The following is a 17,137-nucleotide window of genomic DNA, read 5'->3' on the forward strand; positions in this document are numbered from 1 at the left end:
CCATACTAAGCCCGAGTCTAATGACTTGGGCTTTTTTACGTCTGAAGACAAAGCAAAGGACACCGGCCTTCACCATGCTCCCATTCGAAGAAGCCCTTACAGCATTTTTACGTCTTCAGAAAACTAAACAGATTCCCAGAGCAAAATCCGGCCTTACAAGATTCAGTTCATGCTATGCCATTTCACTCATTAGTTAAAATATGATCTAATTAAGTCACAGTCCTTAACTCAAACGACGATGACTTCTCTCGACAATATAGATTTCGAAAAGCTTGCTAGCCAACAAAAATCCATCTCGATAAAAATGCGTTTACTGGCATTAGTACATATCTAGGATGGTAAAACTCTTCCAATGATAGCTAGGTTCCTGAAAGTCACCCGAAAGAGTTAATATATGGATAACTCTGTTTAGGGAGAAGGGCATGAGAGGTTTAGAGGAGTAACCAAGTTTAGAGCAGGTAAGACACCATTGACTGTAAACCAATGCCTTACTGATTGTCGCGATATCGTATCGAAGGTATGTAATTTTTGGGATCAGTTAGAGAGGGTAAGTCAATTTTGCTGATGAAGAGGGGTAATCCGACAAATTAACTTTCAAGATTGGTATAAGTTGATCAGGTATATGGGAGCATAGAAAATAAAAGGTGAGACGTAAACATCTCACCTTGCTTAGATAATTTAACCACAAGGTTGCCGTTGCAAGACTAATGGTTACATTTCCCATCCACCGAACGACCATATAAGTACAAACTGTGATTAGTTAATTCAATACCGTGTTGCTGAGCAATTTTCTCTTGTCGATCTTCAATTAGATCGTCGGTAAATTCGATTACTTCACCACAATCCAAACATACTAAATGGTCATGATGTTCTATTGTTGAAAGCTCGAACACAGATTTACCGCCTTCGAAATGATGACGGGTGACTATGCCAGCGTCATCAAACTGGTTAAGCACTCGGTAGACGGTCGCCAAACCAATTTCTTCACCCATTTCAATGAGCTTTTTATATAAGTCTTCTGCGCTAATGTGTTGGCTATCAGGCTGTCTTAATAGCTCAAGGATTTTGAGTCTAGGTAAGGTGACTTTTAAACCCGCCTGTTTCAGTGCTTTATTGTTATCGGCCATGGTAGGGAAGTTGTCCTGATAATAGTTGGTTTAAAATGGAATGTTTCCCTATGGAAAATTCCAAGATGAATATAAGGAAGCTTACAATGCTTTAGTTGAGTTGAGCAAGGTACGTCTTAACAAAAATAACATTCAGTTGTATTTATATTATGACAAGCTTGGCTCGTTGGCGAAGTTTGCACAGATTTACCTGGATCCTTTAAGGTAAATCTGCGCCTGACATCAGCTTAATCTTCTAGTTCAGCTAAACACATTTCGTCGTAGATTTGTTTAACCCAAGCTTCTACGCGCTCGGCGGTTAGTTCAGGTTGACGATCTTCATCGATACCTAGGCCCACAAAGTGGTTTTCGTCAACAAGGGCTTTAGAGGCTTCAAATTCGTAGCCTTGTGTTGGCCAGTGACCGACGATGGTCGCACCTTTGGATTCAACGATATCTTTTAAGGTACCCATGGCGTCAAGGAAATATTCGGCATAGTCTTCTTGATCACCACAGCCAAAGATGGCAACCAATTTTTCACTAAAATCAATTTCTTCAAGTTCAGGAAAGAAGTCATCCCAGTCACATTGGGCTTCGCCGTAATACCAAGTCGGAATACCGAATAAAAGCAGGCTGAACTCATCGATCTCAGCTTGAGTGCTTTTAGCAATGTCTTTTACTTCAACTAGTTTCTTACCAAGTTGCTTCTGGATCATTTTTGCCACAGCTTCGGTATTGCCAGTGTCACTACCAAAAAATATCCCTACACTTGCCATATTTTTCTACCCGTTTTATCTGTTACTGTTGTGGTCTAAGTTGTTGTTCTAGCATATAAACAATTAGTTCACTGCGGCTCATGTTTTGCTGTAGTGCTAAATCGTTCAGTTGTTCAAACAAGGTTTGCTCGACCTTTAATTCTACTCGTCTCAAACCTTTCGCTTTATCGCGCTTGATTTGATTGCGTTTATTGATCTTTAGTTGCTGTTCTCGCGATAGAGGGTTTGTCTTTGGCCTACCGGGCCGTTTTTCATCACAGAAAAGATCTATCGTTGTTCTATCAGTTAGCTCTTTTGCCATTGTATATACTGCTTAACCAAGCCCATTGGACTCCCAAAATACTTCAATAATGCCTTTTGAAATGAATCCAGCACAGCCCAAGAACAATACCATCCAAACAATGGTACGGCCATAGGTCGGCACGTTACTGCGTTTTAGTACATCATTAATGGATAGCCCGATCAGCAAGAATAAAATGACGTAAAAGCCGTACAGGCCGAAAGTTTCAATTTGTTCTGTGTATTCACTTAACATAAGTTAATCAACGTAAGTTCGTTAAGGCTATTTATAAACGGCGGGAATATAACATAACTCCCCATCATTCGCTAACTTGTTGCGGCCAAAAAATTAGCCACAATTTTATTGAACACCACTGGTTTTTCAGCATGTAGCCAATGACCTGTACCCATGATCATTTTTATCTTTGCCTGAGGGAAATGTTTTGCCCCACTCGGCCAATAATCCTTGATAATGTAGTCTGAGAGCTCGCCCTTAATAAACAAAGTTGGGCCTTGGAAGGTGGCCGTGGTTTCTGGCCAAGCGATAATATCTGCATAGCCATTGACTAAGGCGTCAAGATTGTAACGCCAGATCATCTTATCCTTGTACTTATATAGTGATTTTAATAGAAATTGGATCACACCGACTTCTTCGACGTACTGGCTCAGACAGGTCTGTGCTTCACTTCGTGTTTTGAAATCAGCTTCAGCAACGGCTTGCAAGCCAGCAAATACACCCTGATGACGTGGTTCGTAATTGACTGGCGACATATCGGCAACAACGAGTTTATTTACCCGTTCCGGCGCGAGCAGTGCCACTTGCATGGCAATTTTGCCGCCCATAGAGTGGCCAACAATTGAAAAGCTTGAGATATCGAGCAGTTTGGCTAACTCTAAAATATCCTGTGCCATGTCTTGATAACGCATACTTGGGTGATGGGGCGATTCGCCATGGTTTCTAACATCTACACAAATAACCCGGTAGTGTGTGCTTAAGGTTTGTTGTAATAAGCCGAAATTCGACAAGCTACCAAACAAACCATGGATTAAAAATACAGCATCGCCTTGGCCGCTGATTTTGTAATTAAGTTGCATTTATTTACTCTTTATTCATTTTTTTGTCATGTATATGCAATTAAATCATCGATTTCATTGTTAAGTCGGCATAAGCTAAAGGGATTAATTATCGGTAGACCAATGCCGAGACAGAAAAAATGCCAACACTTTGTAGGGGAAGTTTTGGCAGAAACCGATTTCCTCGACCAGTGTAACGGCAGTTTGTCTTAAAGTCATTGGAGTGTCGTCTTTACTCTGGGTATAATCCCTCAATGTTTTGCCGGAAATGTTTGTAAGAAATGAAAAAAATAGAGCTAGATGATGAGTTGTACCAATACATAGCAGCTCAAACCCAAAATATTGGTGAAAGTGCGTCTCAAATATTACGTCGTTTGTTATCTTTGCCTCCCTTGCCAAATAATGACCGAGCAAATGTGCAGCCGAGCACAATTAGCACTAATAATGCGTCGACTGAGTCTGCAACAGCTCAACATGACAGCGATACTAAACGAGTTGAAAAGGCTAATGCTGACCAATCTGATGTTAATGTCAATGACGTACAATCTAATGTAGCAAGTCATGCTAAAGACACATCAGCAGCATCTGATTCATTACCTGATGCGACAGGCCTACAAGCGTTACTTGATAGTCACGAGCTAAGCACTATTGAGCACTCTGTTGAGCGCTTTTTGTTAATGCTATCTGCTATGTATCAAGATTCACCGAGCGCTTTTGCAAAAGCCAGTGAAACGACTCGAGGCCGAAAAAGACTCTATTTAGCCGCATCAGAAACAGCCTTGGAAGAAGGCGGAAAAACGTGTAAACCACGTGCTATTGCTGATACCCCGTTTTGGGTTATCACTAATGCAAATAACGGAAGAAAACGCATCATTATCGCGCAGTTGATGGCAAGTATGGGGTATGCTCATCATGTGATAGAGAAAGCATGCGCAAAAATTTAATATCAATAATTAAAGGATAATTATGTCACTTCACCCTCGTGCAGGTTTGCCTGCTCAGCAGCAAGATCTTACCAATATTCCCACTTTGGTATCGGCTTATTACACCAATAAACCCAATGTTGATATCCGCGAGCAACAAGTTGCATTCGGTACTTCTGGTCACCGTGGTTGTTCATTTGATTCGGCTTTTAATGAGGATCATATTTTAGCGATAAGCCAAGCCATTGCGGAGTATCGCCAGCAACAAGGTTATCAAGGCCCTTTGTTTTTAGGCAAAGATACTCATGCTTTATCTGAGCCAGCCTTTGCCAGTGCGATTGAAGTGTTGATAGCCAATGGCGTGCATGTCGTCGTGCAAAAAGGACTCGGGTTCACCCCGACACCGGTTATTTCTCACGCTATTTTGGCGCATAATCGTCATAACGACCAGTTACTCGCCGATGGCATAGTTATCACACCGTCACATAATCCTCCCCAAGATGGTGGATTTAAATACAATCCACCCAATGGCGGTCCGGCTGATGGTGGAGTGACAAAAATTATTCAAGACCGCGCCAATGAGATATTAGCTCAAGGGTTAGCGGCGGTTAAGCGCATGGATTATCAAGCCGCGCTAGCACAGGCCGAGCATTACGACTACATCATGCCGTATGTTGCTGATTTAGAAAATGTCATTGACATGAAAGCGATAGCCGCTGCGGGCGTGAAAATTGGCGTTGATACCTTAGGTGGCTCAGGTGTTGCGTATTGGCCTGTCATTGCCAAGCATTATGGGTTGGATATTACCGTGGTTAATGATCGCGTCGATCCTACTTTCTCATTTATGACCTTAGATAAGGATGGCAAAATCCGCATGGATTGCTCATCGCCTTATGCCATGGCAAGTTTGATCCAACTTAAAGACAAATTCGATATCGCAGTGGCCAATGATCCTGACTATGACCGTCATGGTATCGTGGCTCCGTCGGTCGGTTTAATGAACCCGAATCATTACTTGGCAGTAGCGATCCAGTATCTGTTTGGGCATCGGCCAAACTGGCCGACAGAAGCCAAAATCGGTAAGACCTTAGTGTCTAGCTCGATGATTGACCGCGTAGCGGAAAAACTTAACAAGCCATTATGTGAAGTGCCAGTGGGCTTTAAGTGGTTTGTTGATGGGCTCTTTAATAGCGAGTTTGGATTTGGCGGTGAAGAAAGTGCGGGTGCGTCATTTTTACGCCGTGACGGTGGCGTTTGGAGTACCGATAAGGATGGCATCATCCTAGCGCTATTAGCCGCTGAAATTATCGCCGTGACCAAACAAGATCCGGGTGAGCATTATCAAGCTCTGGCGACAGAATTTGGTGCGCCGCTCTATCAACGCCTTGATGCACCTGCATCACCTGAACAAAAAGCGGTATTAAGTGAACTTAATCCAGACTTAGTTGAGGCCAGCACCTTAGCAAACGACACCATCATCGCTAAGCTTACTCGAGCGCCGGGGAATGATGCGGCGATTGGCGGGTTAAAGGTAGTGACCGAAAACGGCTGGTTTGCGGCTCGCCCTTCTGGTACCGAGAATATCTACAAAATCTATGCTGAGTCCTTTGTTGATGAGCAACACCTTAGCTTGATCCAAAGTGAAGCGCAGCAAATTGTGGCTGCCGCCTTTGCAAAAGCGGGTCTATAGAGTTAGCTCTAAATAGCCAACTTCGTGCTAGTGCCAGCAGGTAAAGCACGATACATCAATATGATATCTATCAGCGCCATTCTCTTGAGAGTGGCGCTGTTATTTTCGCGCTATATTATGTAGTTACAACACCCTTCAGGCACACCTCTATGCCTAGCCGAATACAATCAATTTTGAGCGTGTTGTGTTTGCTATTTATATCCACACTTTGGACTTGAGAGTTGACAAAATAGACGAGCAGGCCGATGGCTAACTTGCTTGTCAAGAGCATCTAGATCATTGAACTGTAACAAAAGTTAATCACACTTATTGCTTATTTACTGGTAAATCAACAATGGATAGTTTACTTTTAATTAGCAATTTTTTTGTGTTTAACCGTCTCCTGTAGTGACGTTTACACGCTTTCCCGTACATTTGTTAAGGAACCCACCATGGCGACAAAGAAAACACAGGTTAAGCCTTTTGATATTAGTGCTGATAAGCTAAAGCAACGTATCGTTCATCATCTTCGTTCTACCTTAGGCACACATGAAAACAAAGCTAATGATAAGGCTTGGTGGAACGCAACCTGTGCAGCAATTAATGAACTTGTGTTTGAAAAATTGACCGAGACACAAGCGACTCATGCAAAAAAAGATACCCGAGCAGTAAATTACCTCTCCCTTGAATTTTTAATGGGGCGTTTGCTTTCTAACAATTTACATAACCTAGAACTCTTCACCGAAGCGCAACAAGCGCTGCAGGAGCTTGGTAAAGATATTTACCAAGTGTGTGAAGAAGAGCCTGATATGGCGCTAGGTAATGGTGGCTTAGGTCGATTGGCTGCGTGCTATATCGATTCATTAGCCACTTTAGGCTACCCAGCAATCGGTTATGGTATTCACTATGAGCACGGCTTATTCCGTCAAGAGTTTCGCGATGGCCATCAAATCGAGCGTCCTGACAGCTGGCGTGAATATGGCAACCCGTGGGAAATCTGTCGTCCTGAGTCGGTCCAAGAAGTGCCATTATATGGTTATGTAGAAAGTGTATTTGAAGCTGATGGCTCGATGCGCAAGGTTTGGCACGCTGGGCGTAAATTGAAAGGGGTGCCTTGGGATATTCCTATTGTTGGCTATGGTGCTAATCTGGTTAATGTGCTTCGACTATGGGAAAGTAAGCCGGGCGAAGCATTTGACTGGGACGTATTCAATGCCGGTGGTTACGTGGATGCACAAGCTGAAAAAGCCCAAGCCGAAACCGTATCAAAAGTACTTTACCCTAATGATGAAACCGAGCAAGGCAAAGAGCTACGCTTGATCCAGCAGTACTTTTTCTGTGCCTGTTCAATTAAAGACATTATTCGTCGCTTTAAACGCGCCAACGGTGAGAAATGGTCTATCTTTGCTGACAAAGTAGCGATTCAACTTAATGATACTCACCCCGCCATTTCAGTACCTGAGTTAATGCGGATCTTAATTGATGAAGAAGGGCTAACTTGGAGTGAGGCTTGGGATGTGTCTAGTCACACGTTTGCTTATACCAACCATACCTTATTACCTGAAGCGTTAGAGAACTGGTCGGTTGCTTTGTTTGAGCGGGTATTGCCGCGTCATTTGGAAATCATTTATGAAATTAACCGCCGTTTCTTAGAGCAAGAAGTGGAGGCTAAGTGGCCCGGTAATGATGAGATGAAGCGCAAGTTATCTATCATCAATGAAGAAGGCGGGCGCATGGTTCGCATGGCTTATCTGAGCGTGGTTTCTTCTTACAAGGTTAATGGGGTTGCGGCTATTCATACGCGTTTAGTGAAAAAAGATCTGTTCCCCGAGTTTGATGCTTTATACCCAGGCAAAATTGTCAATGTGACAAACGGTGTCACGCCGCGTCGCTGGTTGAAATCAGCTAACCCTGAGCTGGCTGCACTATACGACAAAACCGTTGGTGCGGGCTGGCCAACTCAGCTGCATATGCTCAAAGATGCTCTTCCAAAGGCGAAAGATAAAAAATTCCAACAGACATTTATGGCAATTAAGCGTGACAACAAGCTTAAGTTAGTTGATGAAATTAAAGCGCTAACCGGTATTGAAGTCAGTGCGGATGCTATCTTTGATATTCAAATTAAGCGCCTACATGAGTATAAACGCCAGCAGCTTAATCTATTGCATATTCTCACCTTGTACCGTCGCTTATTAGCTAACCCTGAGCTAGACATGGTACCTCGGGTATTTATCTTTGGAGCCAAAGCAGCGCCAGGTTATCACATGGCTAAAAAAATCATTTATGCCATTAATAAAGTGGCGGATAAGGTCAACAATGATGATCGAATTAAGGGCAAGCTAAAAGTGGTGTTTATGCCAAACTATCGCGTTTCATTGGCTGAGAAGTTAATTCCGGCTGCCGACGTTTCTGAGCAGATCTCGACCGCGGGATTAGAAGCCTCGGGAACGGGTAACATGAAACTGGCACTTAATGGTGCGCTCACTATCGGTACCCTAGATGGCGCTAACATCGAAATTGCCGAGGAAGTGGGTGAAGATAATATCTTTATCTTTGGTCTGAATGTTGATGAAGTGGAAGCCATTAAAAAAGCCGGCTACAACCCGTTTGATTACTACTACAAAAACGATGAGCTTAAAGCCGTGCTGGATTGGCTAGACAGTGATTACTTTACCCCAGGCCACCCAGGCGAATTGTCTGATGTTAAGCGTAGTTTGCTTGAATGGGGTGACAATTACTTATGTTTAGCCGACTACCAAAGCTACCTTGATGCCCATCAGCGAATTGATGCCGCTTATCGAGATCAAGCTAAATGGGCTGAAATGGCGATTATTAATTCGGCAAGTATGGGTAAATTTAACTCCGACCGCTCAATCCAAGATTATGTCGATACTATCTGGCATTTAGAGGCGTGTCCGCTGAGCTAACCGCTCTTTGTTAATCTAAAGGGGAAGGCATTGCCTTCCCCATTTTATGGAGGGTGATTGCTTTCCCCTAATTTTCGCAAGCTGCTTATACTTAAGTGAGATGCGAAATGGGGGGCATAGCAATGAGCTTTATCGACTTCACATTAGGTAAGATCAGCGAAGCAGAGTTTGTTGCCCAATTTCCAAAGCATTTAAAGCTTGAATGCTGGGCTCCAGGGGTGTTGTATTTGCCCGGTGAAAGCCAATTCAGTCTGGTTTTATCAGCGGGAATTCACGGTAATGAGACTGCCCCCGTGCTGGTGTTAAATGAAATAGTGGCACGCATTATTGGTCAGGTTTTGACTCCCAAACACGCTTGTTTATTTATCTTAGGTCATCCACAAGCACTGGCTAAAGCCGTGCGCTATTGCGACACCAATCTGAATCGGTTGTTCTGTGGTCAACATCTGCGCGTAGCAGCTTGCATTGAATCCATGCGCGCCGCTTTATTAGAGCTATGTGTGGCGCGCTTTTTTCAGCTACATGATGCCAAACAAAAGCTCCATTGGGATTGTCATTGTGCTATCCGAGATTCTTTTTATCGGCGTTTTGCCGTGGTGCCTGTCGCTAAAAGCCCTTGTATTGATATTACGCACAGGCCGTTGTCGTCGCAGTTAAATAAATTGCAACAAGCAGGGATCCAAGCCGCGGTGCTGAGTCAGCTTGCCACTAATACTTTTAGTTATGCATCTTATATCCAATATGGTGCTCAGGCTGCCACCTTAGAATTAGGCAAGGCCTTGCCTTGGGCACAAAATAACATGCTCGATCATCAAATATTTCAGGATTACCTTATTTCCTTACTGTCATTAGATGAAGTGAAGGGCGAGGCTGAAGTGAGCCATGAGCTACAACTGTTCACCATCGCTCAGCAAATTAATAAGTATCATGATGATTTTATGTTGGCTTTTGCTGCTGATGCGGCCAACTTTAGTTGTTTTCAGCAAGGGGAGGTATTGGCAAAAGAAGCGGAGAAAGAATATTGCGTGCAGGCGAATCAGGAGTGGATCTTGTTTCCTAATGCCAAGGTAGAAAATGGAGCCAGAGCGTTATTGACCCTGACTCCCTATGTGAGTTGATTATTTTCGACTATCTCGGCTGGCTTTCGCTAATTCTCTCAGCATATTTTCGGTGTCTTGCCAGTTGATGCAAGCATCCGTGATACTTTTACCAAATACGAGCTCTTTGCCGTCTTCAACGGCTTGATTACCTTCTTCTAAGAAGCTTTCGATCATAACGCCGGCGATAGCCTTAGAGCCGCTGCGCATTTGGGCCATGATATCGTTAGCCACATCCCACTGCTTCTTATACTGTTTTAAACTGTTACCGTGGCTGAAGTCAACAATCACACGAGGGGTTAACCCTATATCTGAAAGTTGCTCTGCAGCGGCTTGAACATGCTCTTGGCTGTAGTTAGGCTCTTTGCCACCGCGCAAAATAATGTGGCCATAAGGATTGCCCGCTGTTTTATAGATAGTCATGCGGCCGTGTTTATCGGGTGAATAGAAAATATGGCGTGCTTTAGCTGCTCGAACTGCATCCATCGCAATTTGTAAATTGCCATCGGTACCATTTTTAAAGCCAACAGGACATGACAAGGCCGACGCCATTTCACGGTGAATTTGGCTTTCCGTGGTGCGAGCACCAATCGCTCCCCAAGTGATTAAATCGGCAAGGTATTGTCCCGTAACCATATCTAAAAATTCGGTGGCGGTAGCTAAGCCCAGTTCATTAATATCAAGCAGTAAGTTACGCGCAAGGGCGATGCCTTTATTGACATTGTAGCTGCCATCTAAATCAGGATCGTTGATAAGACCTTTCCAGCCAACGATAGTGCGTGGCTTTTCAAAGTAGGTTCGCATCACGATGCACAGATCGTCACCTAATTCATCTTTAAGTTTGACTAAGCGTTTAGCGTATTCAATACCAGCACTAGGATCGTGGATTGAACAAGGGCCTACCACGACTAACAAACGTTTGTCTTCACCTGAAATAATCGCTTCTACTTCGCGTCTGGCTCTGGTCACCACGCCAGCAGCAGCATCGCTTAGAGGGCGATCATCACTTAGCTCGGCAGGCGTGATAAGAAAGTCTTGTTTTTCTGTACGTAGCTCGTCAGTTTTTAATGGCATTAGGCCGCATCCTTGTTAGTCGTGCGAATTGGTCATTATCATGGTCAACTTCCTTAAACAGCGTAGGCTGGAAATATCTGTTTCAGGATGGAAATTGACTCAAACCAGAGGGGCACTAGCGTTAAGTCAAAATTAATTGCCATCACCTTAGCTAAAAATACTAAACCTTTAAAGCAAAACACATCAGTTGAGCTAAAAAAATCGAGCTGAGCCCATTGATGTTTGTCGCTTTGACCTTGAGTAGGTAGAATGCGGTGTTTTTGGCAGTGACTAAGGGGCTGGAGTTAAATTGCACCGCTATCAAGATTTAATTAGGCTATTTGAACAGTGTTTTTTGCGCAGCGAGAACACGCAATTAGTAGCAGGTGAAGATGAGCCTATCTATTTACCGGCTGACCAACACCATCCTCATCATCGCATTATTTTTGCTCATGGATTTTTTGCCAGCGCATTACATGAAATCTCTCATTGGTGTATTGCCGGTAAGGCTCGCAGGCAACTAGTTGATTTTGGTTACTGGTATGAGCCAGATGGCCGCACTGCTCAGCAGCAAGCCGAGTTCGAGAAAGTGGAGATTAAGCCTCAAGCGGTAGAGTGGGGGCTAGCTGCCAGTTGTGGCTTTGCTTTTGCGGTGAGTTGTGACAATCTGTCGGGCATTGAAATTGACCGGCTTGGCTTTCAGCATCAAGTTTATGACCAAGTGCTAAAGTACCTAGAGCAAGGCTTTCCTCCTCGCGCGCAAACTTTAATGCAGGCATTAGCGCAATTTTATGGTGTAGCGCCGTTAACTCCCGCCTCATTTGAATATAAAGGCATGTATTTAAGGTAAAAAATATGTATGAGTTGTATCAGGGTATTGAGCATAAAATAGCGCAAATTTTGGATACGGGTGACAGTGATGCGCTATTTGCATCGGGTTATCTTAGTGGCCATTTAAGCTTAGCTTTAGCCCATTGTGAACAAGCAGAGAAGCATTCGAAACAAGATTTTATTGCTCAAGTTGAGCAGGAATTAGCAAATGCATTTGCGGCGCGAGAGTTAAGTCCTGGCGATCAAGTTTTGGTTGAAACCATGTGGCAGCAGTTAATCGAAGGCTAAAGCTAGCCTTCGGAATTAGGCAGCGGTGCTGCACACGTTCTATTGCGGCCCGATTCTTTGGCACGGTATAAAGCACTGTCTGATTGTTTTAGCCACTCTTCTGGTGAAGGTAACTGAGGATGGGTTTGGGCTATGCCCAAGCTCACGGTAAAACAGATATCATGTTCGTCATGGTAAACATGCAGTGCCTCGATACTTTTGCGCAAACGTTCAGCAAAAAACAGGGCTTTTTCGGCATCGGTATCAATCAATAACACCGCAAATTCTTCCCCGCCGTAACGGCCTGCAATGTCCGTTTCACGTAGATTTTGTTTCAATGTTGCACTCACCGCTTGAATAACCTTATCACCGGCTTGATGGCCATAGGTATCATTGACGCGTTTGAAATGGTCAATGTCGAACATGATTAAACAGGCATTAACCTGAGTTCGTTTATAGCGAGCAAACTCATGATGTAATTGTTCTTCCCAGTAGCCGCGATTATACAATTGGGTGAGGGCATCAATACGGCTTAGATCTTTAAGTTGGTCGTTGAGATCTTTCAGTTGTAGTTTATTTACCGCGCTGTCGGTCACATCGTAAATGATCAAGCTGACGTGAGTCACCTCGCCAGTTAAGCTCATCAAAGGAATGATGGTCATGTTTTGATACATAAACTCAGCGGTGCCAGTAATGGGGCGGTAGTTTTTAAAGCGAAATATGTAAGGCCTTTGTTCCCAGGTAGTAAAAGCTCGGTTTTTCAGTAAAAAAACCGATTCAATTTTTTGACTTAACCAGTCTTTCGGGATTTCTGAAAACAAATCAAACATGATCTGGTTTTGAACTTGGCTGCCACCTTTGCCACTGTGATTTTCCATAAAGCCATTCCAGGCTTGCACTTTATAGTCGCGATCCAGCACCACTAGGCCAACATCGATGGTTTGCACCATCTCAACCATCCAATGAAATTCTTTTAAATCGAAAGCGCTATTTTGCATAATTAATTCAACAAATAAGTGAGTTTATTGTTTAGGGTCGTGATGGAATCTTCCGTGAACAGCATTAGTAAATCACAGTGAATGTGTTTATTTTCAATGACATAGTTTATTTCAATCGCCAATGTTTGCTTCCAGCGAGTTTGATTCTCATTGACTAAATCTTTGATTTGGCAATGTTGGCCCAACACCACGGGGTGACCTTGACTAAATGACATATCTAATTGCTCGGCAAAGCCTTTAAGAAATGCGCCAATTAAGATATTGGCAATATCCATCATGACTTCAATTTCCGCTTGTTCATTGAGCTCACCTTGAAAGTTCATCAGGCTAGCCATGTCTTTAAAGCTGGAGTCATGAAACAAAATGAGTGCTTCACCTGCAATGCCAGCACCTATATAGCCTTGACATACGGCAGAAATGGTATCGTTTGACTCTGCCGCTTCAAGCGCCATGGTCAATTCACTGACTTCAAGCAAATTAACCGTAGGGATGGGGAGTAAAACGAATACATTAAGCAATCGGGCAAGTAGGTCAGCGGCCTGACCCATGGCAACATTGGCGACTTCTTGATAGGCATCTCGCGCATCATTAGGTAATTCAATTTTCGGGCCAGAATATTCGTTGATGTCGTCTTGGGCTAATTCGGCAACCACTTGTGCTGTTTGTGGAGGAGTAACTGGCTCGGGTGTCGGTATTAAGTCGGCTTCGTTGATCACCCCATATTGGGTGAGAATATCGGCAATTTTTTCTTTGCTTACCGGTTTTTTAATAAAATCTAGGGCGCCAAAGCCCATCACCTTTTCTCTGGCTTCGGGTTGGATATCGCCCGAAACCACAATGACTAATGCATTTAGGTCTTGTTTACAAATGGCTTCCAATACTTCGTAGCCATCCATGACAGGCATATTCAAATCAAGAAAAACAACGTTACCTAACCCTTTCTTAATCGCTTCTATACCTTCAGCGCCATGAGTTGCAAAGGTGATATCTACATTCCAATTGTCCGGCAAGCTTCTGGCCATTTGTTTGCGGGCAAGTGCTGAGTCATCACAAATGAGAATGGGTAGTGACATGAGATGTTCCTATCAATGCTTTATTTCATCTTATGGCAATAATCGCAATATTGCCATCGAGTGTACTTATATCGGCTCATTTACTTTGAAATGAGTGATATTTCTGGCACAGCGGCGCATTGGTCGAATGAGTGATTAAGGCGACGATTAACTGTCTTAGCATAGCCGATTGAGTCGGCTATCAACAGTATGAAAAAACCTGCAAATCAAGCATTTTGTGAGAAACATCAGTAAAAGAGTAAAACTATCATCTTGAAACTTGCTCAATTTCTGCCTAAATGATAGCTTGGTGCGGATTTTTATTGGGCTGCTAAATCTCAATTGTGAGCCAATCACAGGGAAAATAATAATTAATAATGAAAAGCTTATCTCTACTCTCAATCCTTTGTTGTACGTTAGGTCTAGGTGCAAACAGTGCTCTGGCAGCCTCTGATTGGCAAACGTCTAGCAAATTAACTACCTTATCACCAAATGTGAATGTTAATTTCAAGTTCTATGATCTTGAAGCCCAAAGTATGTATGAACTTTTTCAAAAGATTCGTATTGTTGGCCCAGCTGGACAAGCGGGTAATAAGGCTGCGGGTAAAGCCAGTTATAATATGAACTGGCAGCTTGCATTTGAACAAAAGGGTAAACAATGTCGGGTCGGTGATGCGGGTGTCGATATTGAAATCGATATCGTGGTACCAAGATGGTTAAATGTTGATGAGCAATCTGAGACGGCTCAAGCCCATTGGCAGACTTACCTAGGTGGCTTGCTTGATCACGAGAGTGGCCACAAAGATATTGTAGTCAAGGCTGCGGAGCAATTAATTGAAAGCATTAAGTTAGCGCCAACCAATTTAGATTGTGCTCAGCTACAACAGCGCGTTGATAAAGCAGGTTATCGCTACCTTGCCAAGGCCAAAGCAGAAAGCGCTGATTACGATAGAAAGATGAAGCTCTCGTTTAAGTAACTTCATCTTATTAAGTTTTCCAAAAAGGAAGGCCGCTTATAGCGGTCTTCCTTTTTTTACACTGCGAAGCCAGTAACGGTTAGGGTGTAATCGAGCGAGCACCTCTTTGCCAACAGGCAGGGGCTCCCCTACTATTTCACAAGCAAGCAATTCGGCCATCAAAGGTGCAGTGCATAAGCCGCGCGACCCTAATGCACTTAGCATATATAAATCATGATGTTCTAGTTTTTCGCTGTGATTAAAGTTCACAAACTCTTGGTATATCGGCACCTTGCCAACAAACGGTAAATTATCTCGGGTACCACAACGGACACTTACCCTCCCATCTTTATTGGTAAAATCTAATTCTTTTGGCCAATCAACCTGCGGCATCGACGTTAACAACTTGTCATGGTTTTGCTGCTGTTCGATTTGACTAAAATTAACTGCATCTTGATTACGGCCATAACTGGCACCTATGCAATGGGACTTGCCATCTGCTGGCGTCATATAACCTTGATAACACAGGACGGTTTTTAAGTCTTGGCTAACTGGTGACGTATTAACATGGCTTACTTGTCCGCGAACTGGAAAGAGGGGAAGCGCTTTTAGCTGCGCAAAATCAAGGTTTGAGCCAGTACATAGAATCATGATTTGCGCGGACTCTAACTGACCGTTCACCCTAAATTGCCAGCCTGTATCCTTGGCCACAATATCACTGATCAGACTGTCAAAATGAATGGTGAGAAGCCCAGTTTCAATAGCTTGAGCTATCAAGGCGCACGTATAGTCCCCAGGATTAAGCCAAGCGGCATCAGGGTATAGCAGGCCATTGGTATTAATTGGCAGATTAGCTACTTGATTGGCTTGCTCGGGCGTTAAACTTTTAACCAGCGAGCAAGGGTAGTCTTGCTGCTCAATTAGATTTACTTTTTTTGCTGATTTGTCATCGTAATTTAATTCAATAACGCCACAAAACTGATGTCGAATACCTTGGTGTGCCACTTGTCTTAATAGCTGACGGCTATAATCAAAGGCATGAATGAAAAGTTCAGTATTGATCGGATTATTGGGGCTAATTAGTGGGTAAAGTGCCCCTTGGCGGTTGCCCGAGGCATTGCTGGCTAATTGACTATCTTTGCAATACAGGTTGACCTTGCGACCTTTGCGCACTAAAGCAAGGGCGGTTGCCGCAGCGGCAATACCACCGCCTACTAGAGTGATAGCATCGGCGCTTGATGTAGCGGGCTCTCTATTTTCACCCTTGATTATGGTAAGTACCTTTGGCGCTTCACTGTAGTGGCCCGCTAGCATTTCACGCTTACGCCCAAAGCCTTTTGGCTTGGTCATGGTAAAGCCTGCATCGGTTAAACCTCGGCGGACAAATCCTGCCGCGGTAAAGGTTGCCACCGTGGCACCAGGTTTTGCTAGTCTGCCCATTGCATCAAACAAGGATTGTGACCACATATCCGGATTTTTACTGGGCGCAAAACCGTCTAAAAACCAGCAATCGACTAGGCCTTGTGCGGGGCAATAAAGCTGCGGTAGTGAATCATGAAGATCGCCAAACCAAAGGTCGAGTATCACCTGTCCTTGTTGTAGGCTTAAGCGATGACTTCCTGACACACAGTTCGGGTAGTCTGCTACCAATTGTTTGGCTAATGGGGCAAGCTCTGGCCATTGTGCTAGCGCTAATTGTAAATCTTTTTGGGTTAGTGGGTATTTTTCAAAGCTAGTAAAATACAGTCGCTGTGGCCCTTGATCAGGGTAAGCTTGCTTAAATTGATTAAAAGTATGCCACGCGACTAAGAAATTTAATCCAGTGCCAAAGCCAGTTTCAGCAATCACAAAGTGATCTCGAGCAAAATTATGCCATCTGTTCGGCAGTCCATTTGCCGTAATGAATACGTGTTTGGTTTCTTCTAAACCATTGATGTTTGAGAAATAAATGTCATCAAATTGACTGGATACCGGGGTGCCATTGGCATTCCATTCTAGTTGGGCATTCTCGAGTTTATGATTTATCAAAGAAAGTTTCGCTATTTTGTGGCATGATAGCGCCGATTTTACCTTATATTGTCGAAAGCCGACCAGTTGTCATAGATAAAATGCTACAATGGCGGCAACGA

At 43.6% G+C, this 17,137-nt stretch carries 16 protein-coding genes; 7 read left to right on the forward strand and 9 right to left on the reverse strand.

The window, feature by feature from the left end; genetic code table 11:
* Positions 1-704 precede the first annotated feature (704 nt).
* The 5 genes from fur to ACK8OT_RS15745 form a co-directional block, all read right to left on the reverse strand.
* Positions 705-1,127, reverse strand: a complete 423-nt coding sequence (fur, locus tag ACK8OT_RS15725; RefSeq protein ID WP_410197465.1) for a ferric iron uptake transcriptional regulator — start codon at positions 1,125-1,127, stop codon at positions 705-707.
* Positions 1,128-1,354: 227 nt separating this feature from the next.
* On the reverse strand, positions 1,355-1,882 hold the full coding sequence (gene fldA, locus ACK8OT_RS15730; protein WP_410197466.1) for a flavodoxin FldA: 528 nt from the start codon (positions 1,880-1,882) through the stop codon (positions 1,355-1,357).
* Positions 1,883-1,904: 22 nt separating this feature from the next.
* Positions 1,905-2,183, reverse strand: a complete 279-nt coding sequence (gene ybfE / locus ACK8OT_RS15735) for a LexA regulated protein (protein ID WP_410197467.1) — start codon at positions 2,181-2,183, stop codon at positions 1,905-1,907.
* A gap of 12 nt (positions 2,184-2,195) precedes the next feature.
* Entirely contained in the window at positions 2,196-2,417 is a 222-nt protein-coding gene (locus ACK8OT_RS15740) for a DUF2788 domain-containing protein (RefSeq protein WP_410197468.1), read from the reverse strand.
* Positions 2,418-2,488: 71 nt separating this feature from the next.
* On the reverse strand, positions 2,489-3,256 hold the full coding sequence (locus ACK8OT_RS15745; protein ID WP_410197469.1) for an alpha/beta fold hydrolase: 768 nt from the start codon (positions 3,254-3,256) through the stop codon (positions 2,489-2,491).
* A gap of 260 nt (positions 3,257-3,516) precedes the next feature.
* Between ACK8OT_RS15745 and ACK8OT_RS15750 the strand changes: the two genes are divergently transcribed.
* The 4 genes from ACK8OT_RS15750 to ACK8OT_RS15765 all read left to right on the forward strand — a co-directional run bounded on the left by ACK8OT_RS15750 (position 3,517) and on the right by ACK8OT_RS15765 (position 9,872).
* On the forward strand, positions 3,517-4,179 hold the full coding sequence (locus tag ACK8OT_RS15750; protein ID WP_410197470.1) for a replication initiation regulator SeqA: 663 nt from the start codon (positions 3,517-3,519) through the stop codon (positions 4,177-4,179).
* Between the two features lie 22 nt (positions 4,180-4,201).
* Positions 4,202-5,848, forward strand: a complete 1,647-nt coding sequence (gene pgm / locus ACK8OT_RS15755; protein ID WP_410197471.1) for a phosphoglucomutase (alpha-D-glucose-1,6-bisphosphate-dependent) — start codon at positions 4,202-4,204, stop codon at positions 5,846-5,848.
* A gap of 431 nt (positions 5,849-6,279) precedes the next feature.
* Positions 6,280-8,754: a glycogen/starch/alpha-glucan phosphorylase gene (locus ACK8OT_RS15760; protein ID WP_410197472.1), complete on the forward strand. Its 2,475-nt coding sequence runs from the start codon at positions 6,280-6,282 to the stop codon at positions 8,752-8,754.
* Between the two features lie 122 nt (positions 8,755-8,876).
* The gene (locus ACK8OT_RS15765) at positions 8,877-9,872 is read left to right on the forward strand and encodes a succinylglutamate desuccinylase (protein WP_410197473.1); all 996 of its coding nucleotides are present in this window, start codon (positions 8,877-8,879) and stop codon (positions 9,870-9,872) included.
* On the opposite strand, the gene ACK8OT_RS15770 is transcribed toward ACK8OT_RS15765, so the two are convergent.
* The gene (locus ACK8OT_RS15770; RefSeq protein WP_410197474.1) at positions 9,873-10,925 is read right to left on the reverse strand and encodes a 3-deoxy-7-phosphoheptulonate synthase; all 1,053 of its coding nucleotides are present in this window, start codon (positions 10,923-10,925) and stop codon (positions 9,873-9,875) included. It abuts the gene before it with no gap.
* Positions 10,926-11,214: 289 nt separating this feature from the next.
* Here ACK8OT_RS15770 and ACK8OT_RS15775 point away from each other — a divergent pair, with 289 nt between their 5' ends.
* A complete protein-coding gene (locus ACK8OT_RS15775) occupies positions 11,215-11,754 on the forward strand; it encodes an elongation factor P hydroxylase (protein ID WP_410197475.1) in 540 nt (179 codons plus the stop codon).
* A 5-nt stretch (positions 11,755-11,759) separates the two neighbouring features.
* Positions 11,760-12,023 (forward strand): YfcL family protein, encoded by a 264-nt coding sequence (locus ACK8OT_RS15780; protein WP_410197476.1) that lies wholly within the window; start codon positions 11,760-11,762, stop codon positions 12,021-12,023.
* Between the two features lie 2 nt (positions 12,024-12,025).
* On the opposite strand, the gene ACK8OT_RS15785 is transcribed toward ACK8OT_RS15780, so the two are convergent.
* A complete protein-coding gene (locus ACK8OT_RS15785) occupies positions 12,026-13,000 on the reverse strand; it encodes a GGDEF domain-containing protein (RefSeq protein ID WP_410197477.1) in 975 nt (324 codons plus the stop codon).
* Between the two features lie 2 nt (positions 13,001-13,002).
* Positions 13,003-14,073: a response regulator gene (locus tag ACK8OT_RS15790; RefSeq protein ID WP_410197478.1), complete on the reverse strand. Its 1,071-nt coding sequence runs from the start codon at positions 14,071-14,073 to the stop codon at positions 13,003-13,005.
* Positions 14,074-14,429: 356 nt separating this feature from the next.
* On the opposite strand from ACK8OT_RS15790, the gene ACK8OT_RS15795 reads away from it, so the two are divergent.
* A complete protein-coding gene (locus ACK8OT_RS15795) occupies positions 14,430-15,029 on the forward strand; it encodes a DUF922 domain-containing protein (RefSeq protein WP_410197479.1) in 600 nt (199 codons plus the stop codon).
* Between the two features lie 36 nt (positions 15,030-15,065).
* On the opposite strand, the gene mnmC is transcribed toward ACK8OT_RS15795, so the two are convergent.
* On the reverse strand, positions 15,066-17,036 hold the full coding sequence (mnmC, locus tag ACK8OT_RS15800; protein ID WP_410197480.1) for a bifunctional tRNA (5-methylaminomethyl-2-thiouridine)(34)-methyltransferase MnmC2/FAD-dependent 5-carboxymethylaminomethyl-2-thiouridine(34) oxidoreductase MnmC1: 1,971 nt from the start codon (positions 17,034-17,036) through the stop codon (positions 15,066-15,068).
* Positions 17,037-17,137: the final 101 nt, after the last annotated feature.

Origin of the sequence: Motilimonas thetidivivens, assembly GCF_046452435.1 — a bacterium.
Classification (GTDB): Bacteria; Pseudomonadota; Gammaproteobacteria; order Enterobacterales; family CBDFNC01; genus Motilimonas.

Bases quoted from the DNA above. Each gene is read 5' to 3' on its own strand.
- ACK8OT_RS15770 (WP_410197474.1), bottom strand. From the start codon at position 10,925: ATGCCATTAAAAACTGACGAGCTACGTACAGAAAAACAAGACTTTCTT.
- ACK8OT_RS15780 (WP_410197476.1), top strand. From the start codon at position 11,760: ATGTATGAGTTGTATCAGGGTATTGAGCATAAAATAGCGCAAATTTTG.
- ACK8OT_RS15795 (WP_410197479.1), top strand. From the start codon at position 14,430: ATGAAAAGCTTATCTCTACTCTCAATCCTTTGTTGTACGTTAGGTCTA.
- ACK8OT_RS15790 (WP_410197478.1), bottom strand. From the start codon at position 14,073: ATGTCACTACCCATTCTCATTTGTGATGACTCAGCACTTGCCCGCAAA.
- ACK8OT_RS15760 (WP_410197472.1), top strand. From the start codon at position 6,280: ATGGCGACAAAGAAAACACAGGTTAAGCCTTTTGATATTAGTGCTGAT.
- pgm (WP_410197471.1), top strand. From the start codon at position 4,202: ATGTCACTTCACCCTCGTGCAGGTTTGCCTGCTCAGCAGCAAGATCTT.
- ACK8OT_RS15750 (WP_410197470.1), top strand. From the start codon at position 3,517: ATGAAAAAAATAGAGCTAGATGATGAGTTGTACCAATACATAGCAGCT.
- ACK8OT_RS15740 (WP_410197468.1), bottom strand. From the start codon at position 2,417: ATGTTAAGTGAATACACAGAACAAATTGAAACTTTCGGCCTGTACGGC.
- ACK8OT_RS15785 (WP_410197477.1), bottom strand. From the start codon at position 13,000: ATGCAAAATAGCGCTTTCGATTTAAAAGAATTTCATTGGATGGTTGAG.
- fldA (WP_410197466.1), bottom strand. From the start codon at position 1,882: ATGGCAAGTGTAGGGATATTTTTTGGTAGTGACACTGGCAATACCGAA.
- fur (WP_410197465.1), bottom strand. From the start codon at position 1,127: ATGGCCGATAACAATAAAGCACTGAAACAGGCGGGTTTAAAAGTCACC.
- ybfE (WP_410197467.1), bottom strand. From the start codon at position 2,183: ATGGCAAAAGAGCTAACTGATAGAACAACGATAGATCTTTTCTGTGAT.
- ACK8OT_RS15765 (WP_410197473.1), top strand. From the start codon at position 8,877: ATGAGCTTTATCGACTTCACATTAGGTAAGATCAGCGAAGCAGAGTTT.
- ACK8OT_RS15745 (WP_410197469.1), bottom strand. From the start codon at position 3,256: ATGCAACTTAATTACAAAATCAGCGGCCAAGGCGATGCTGTATTTTTA.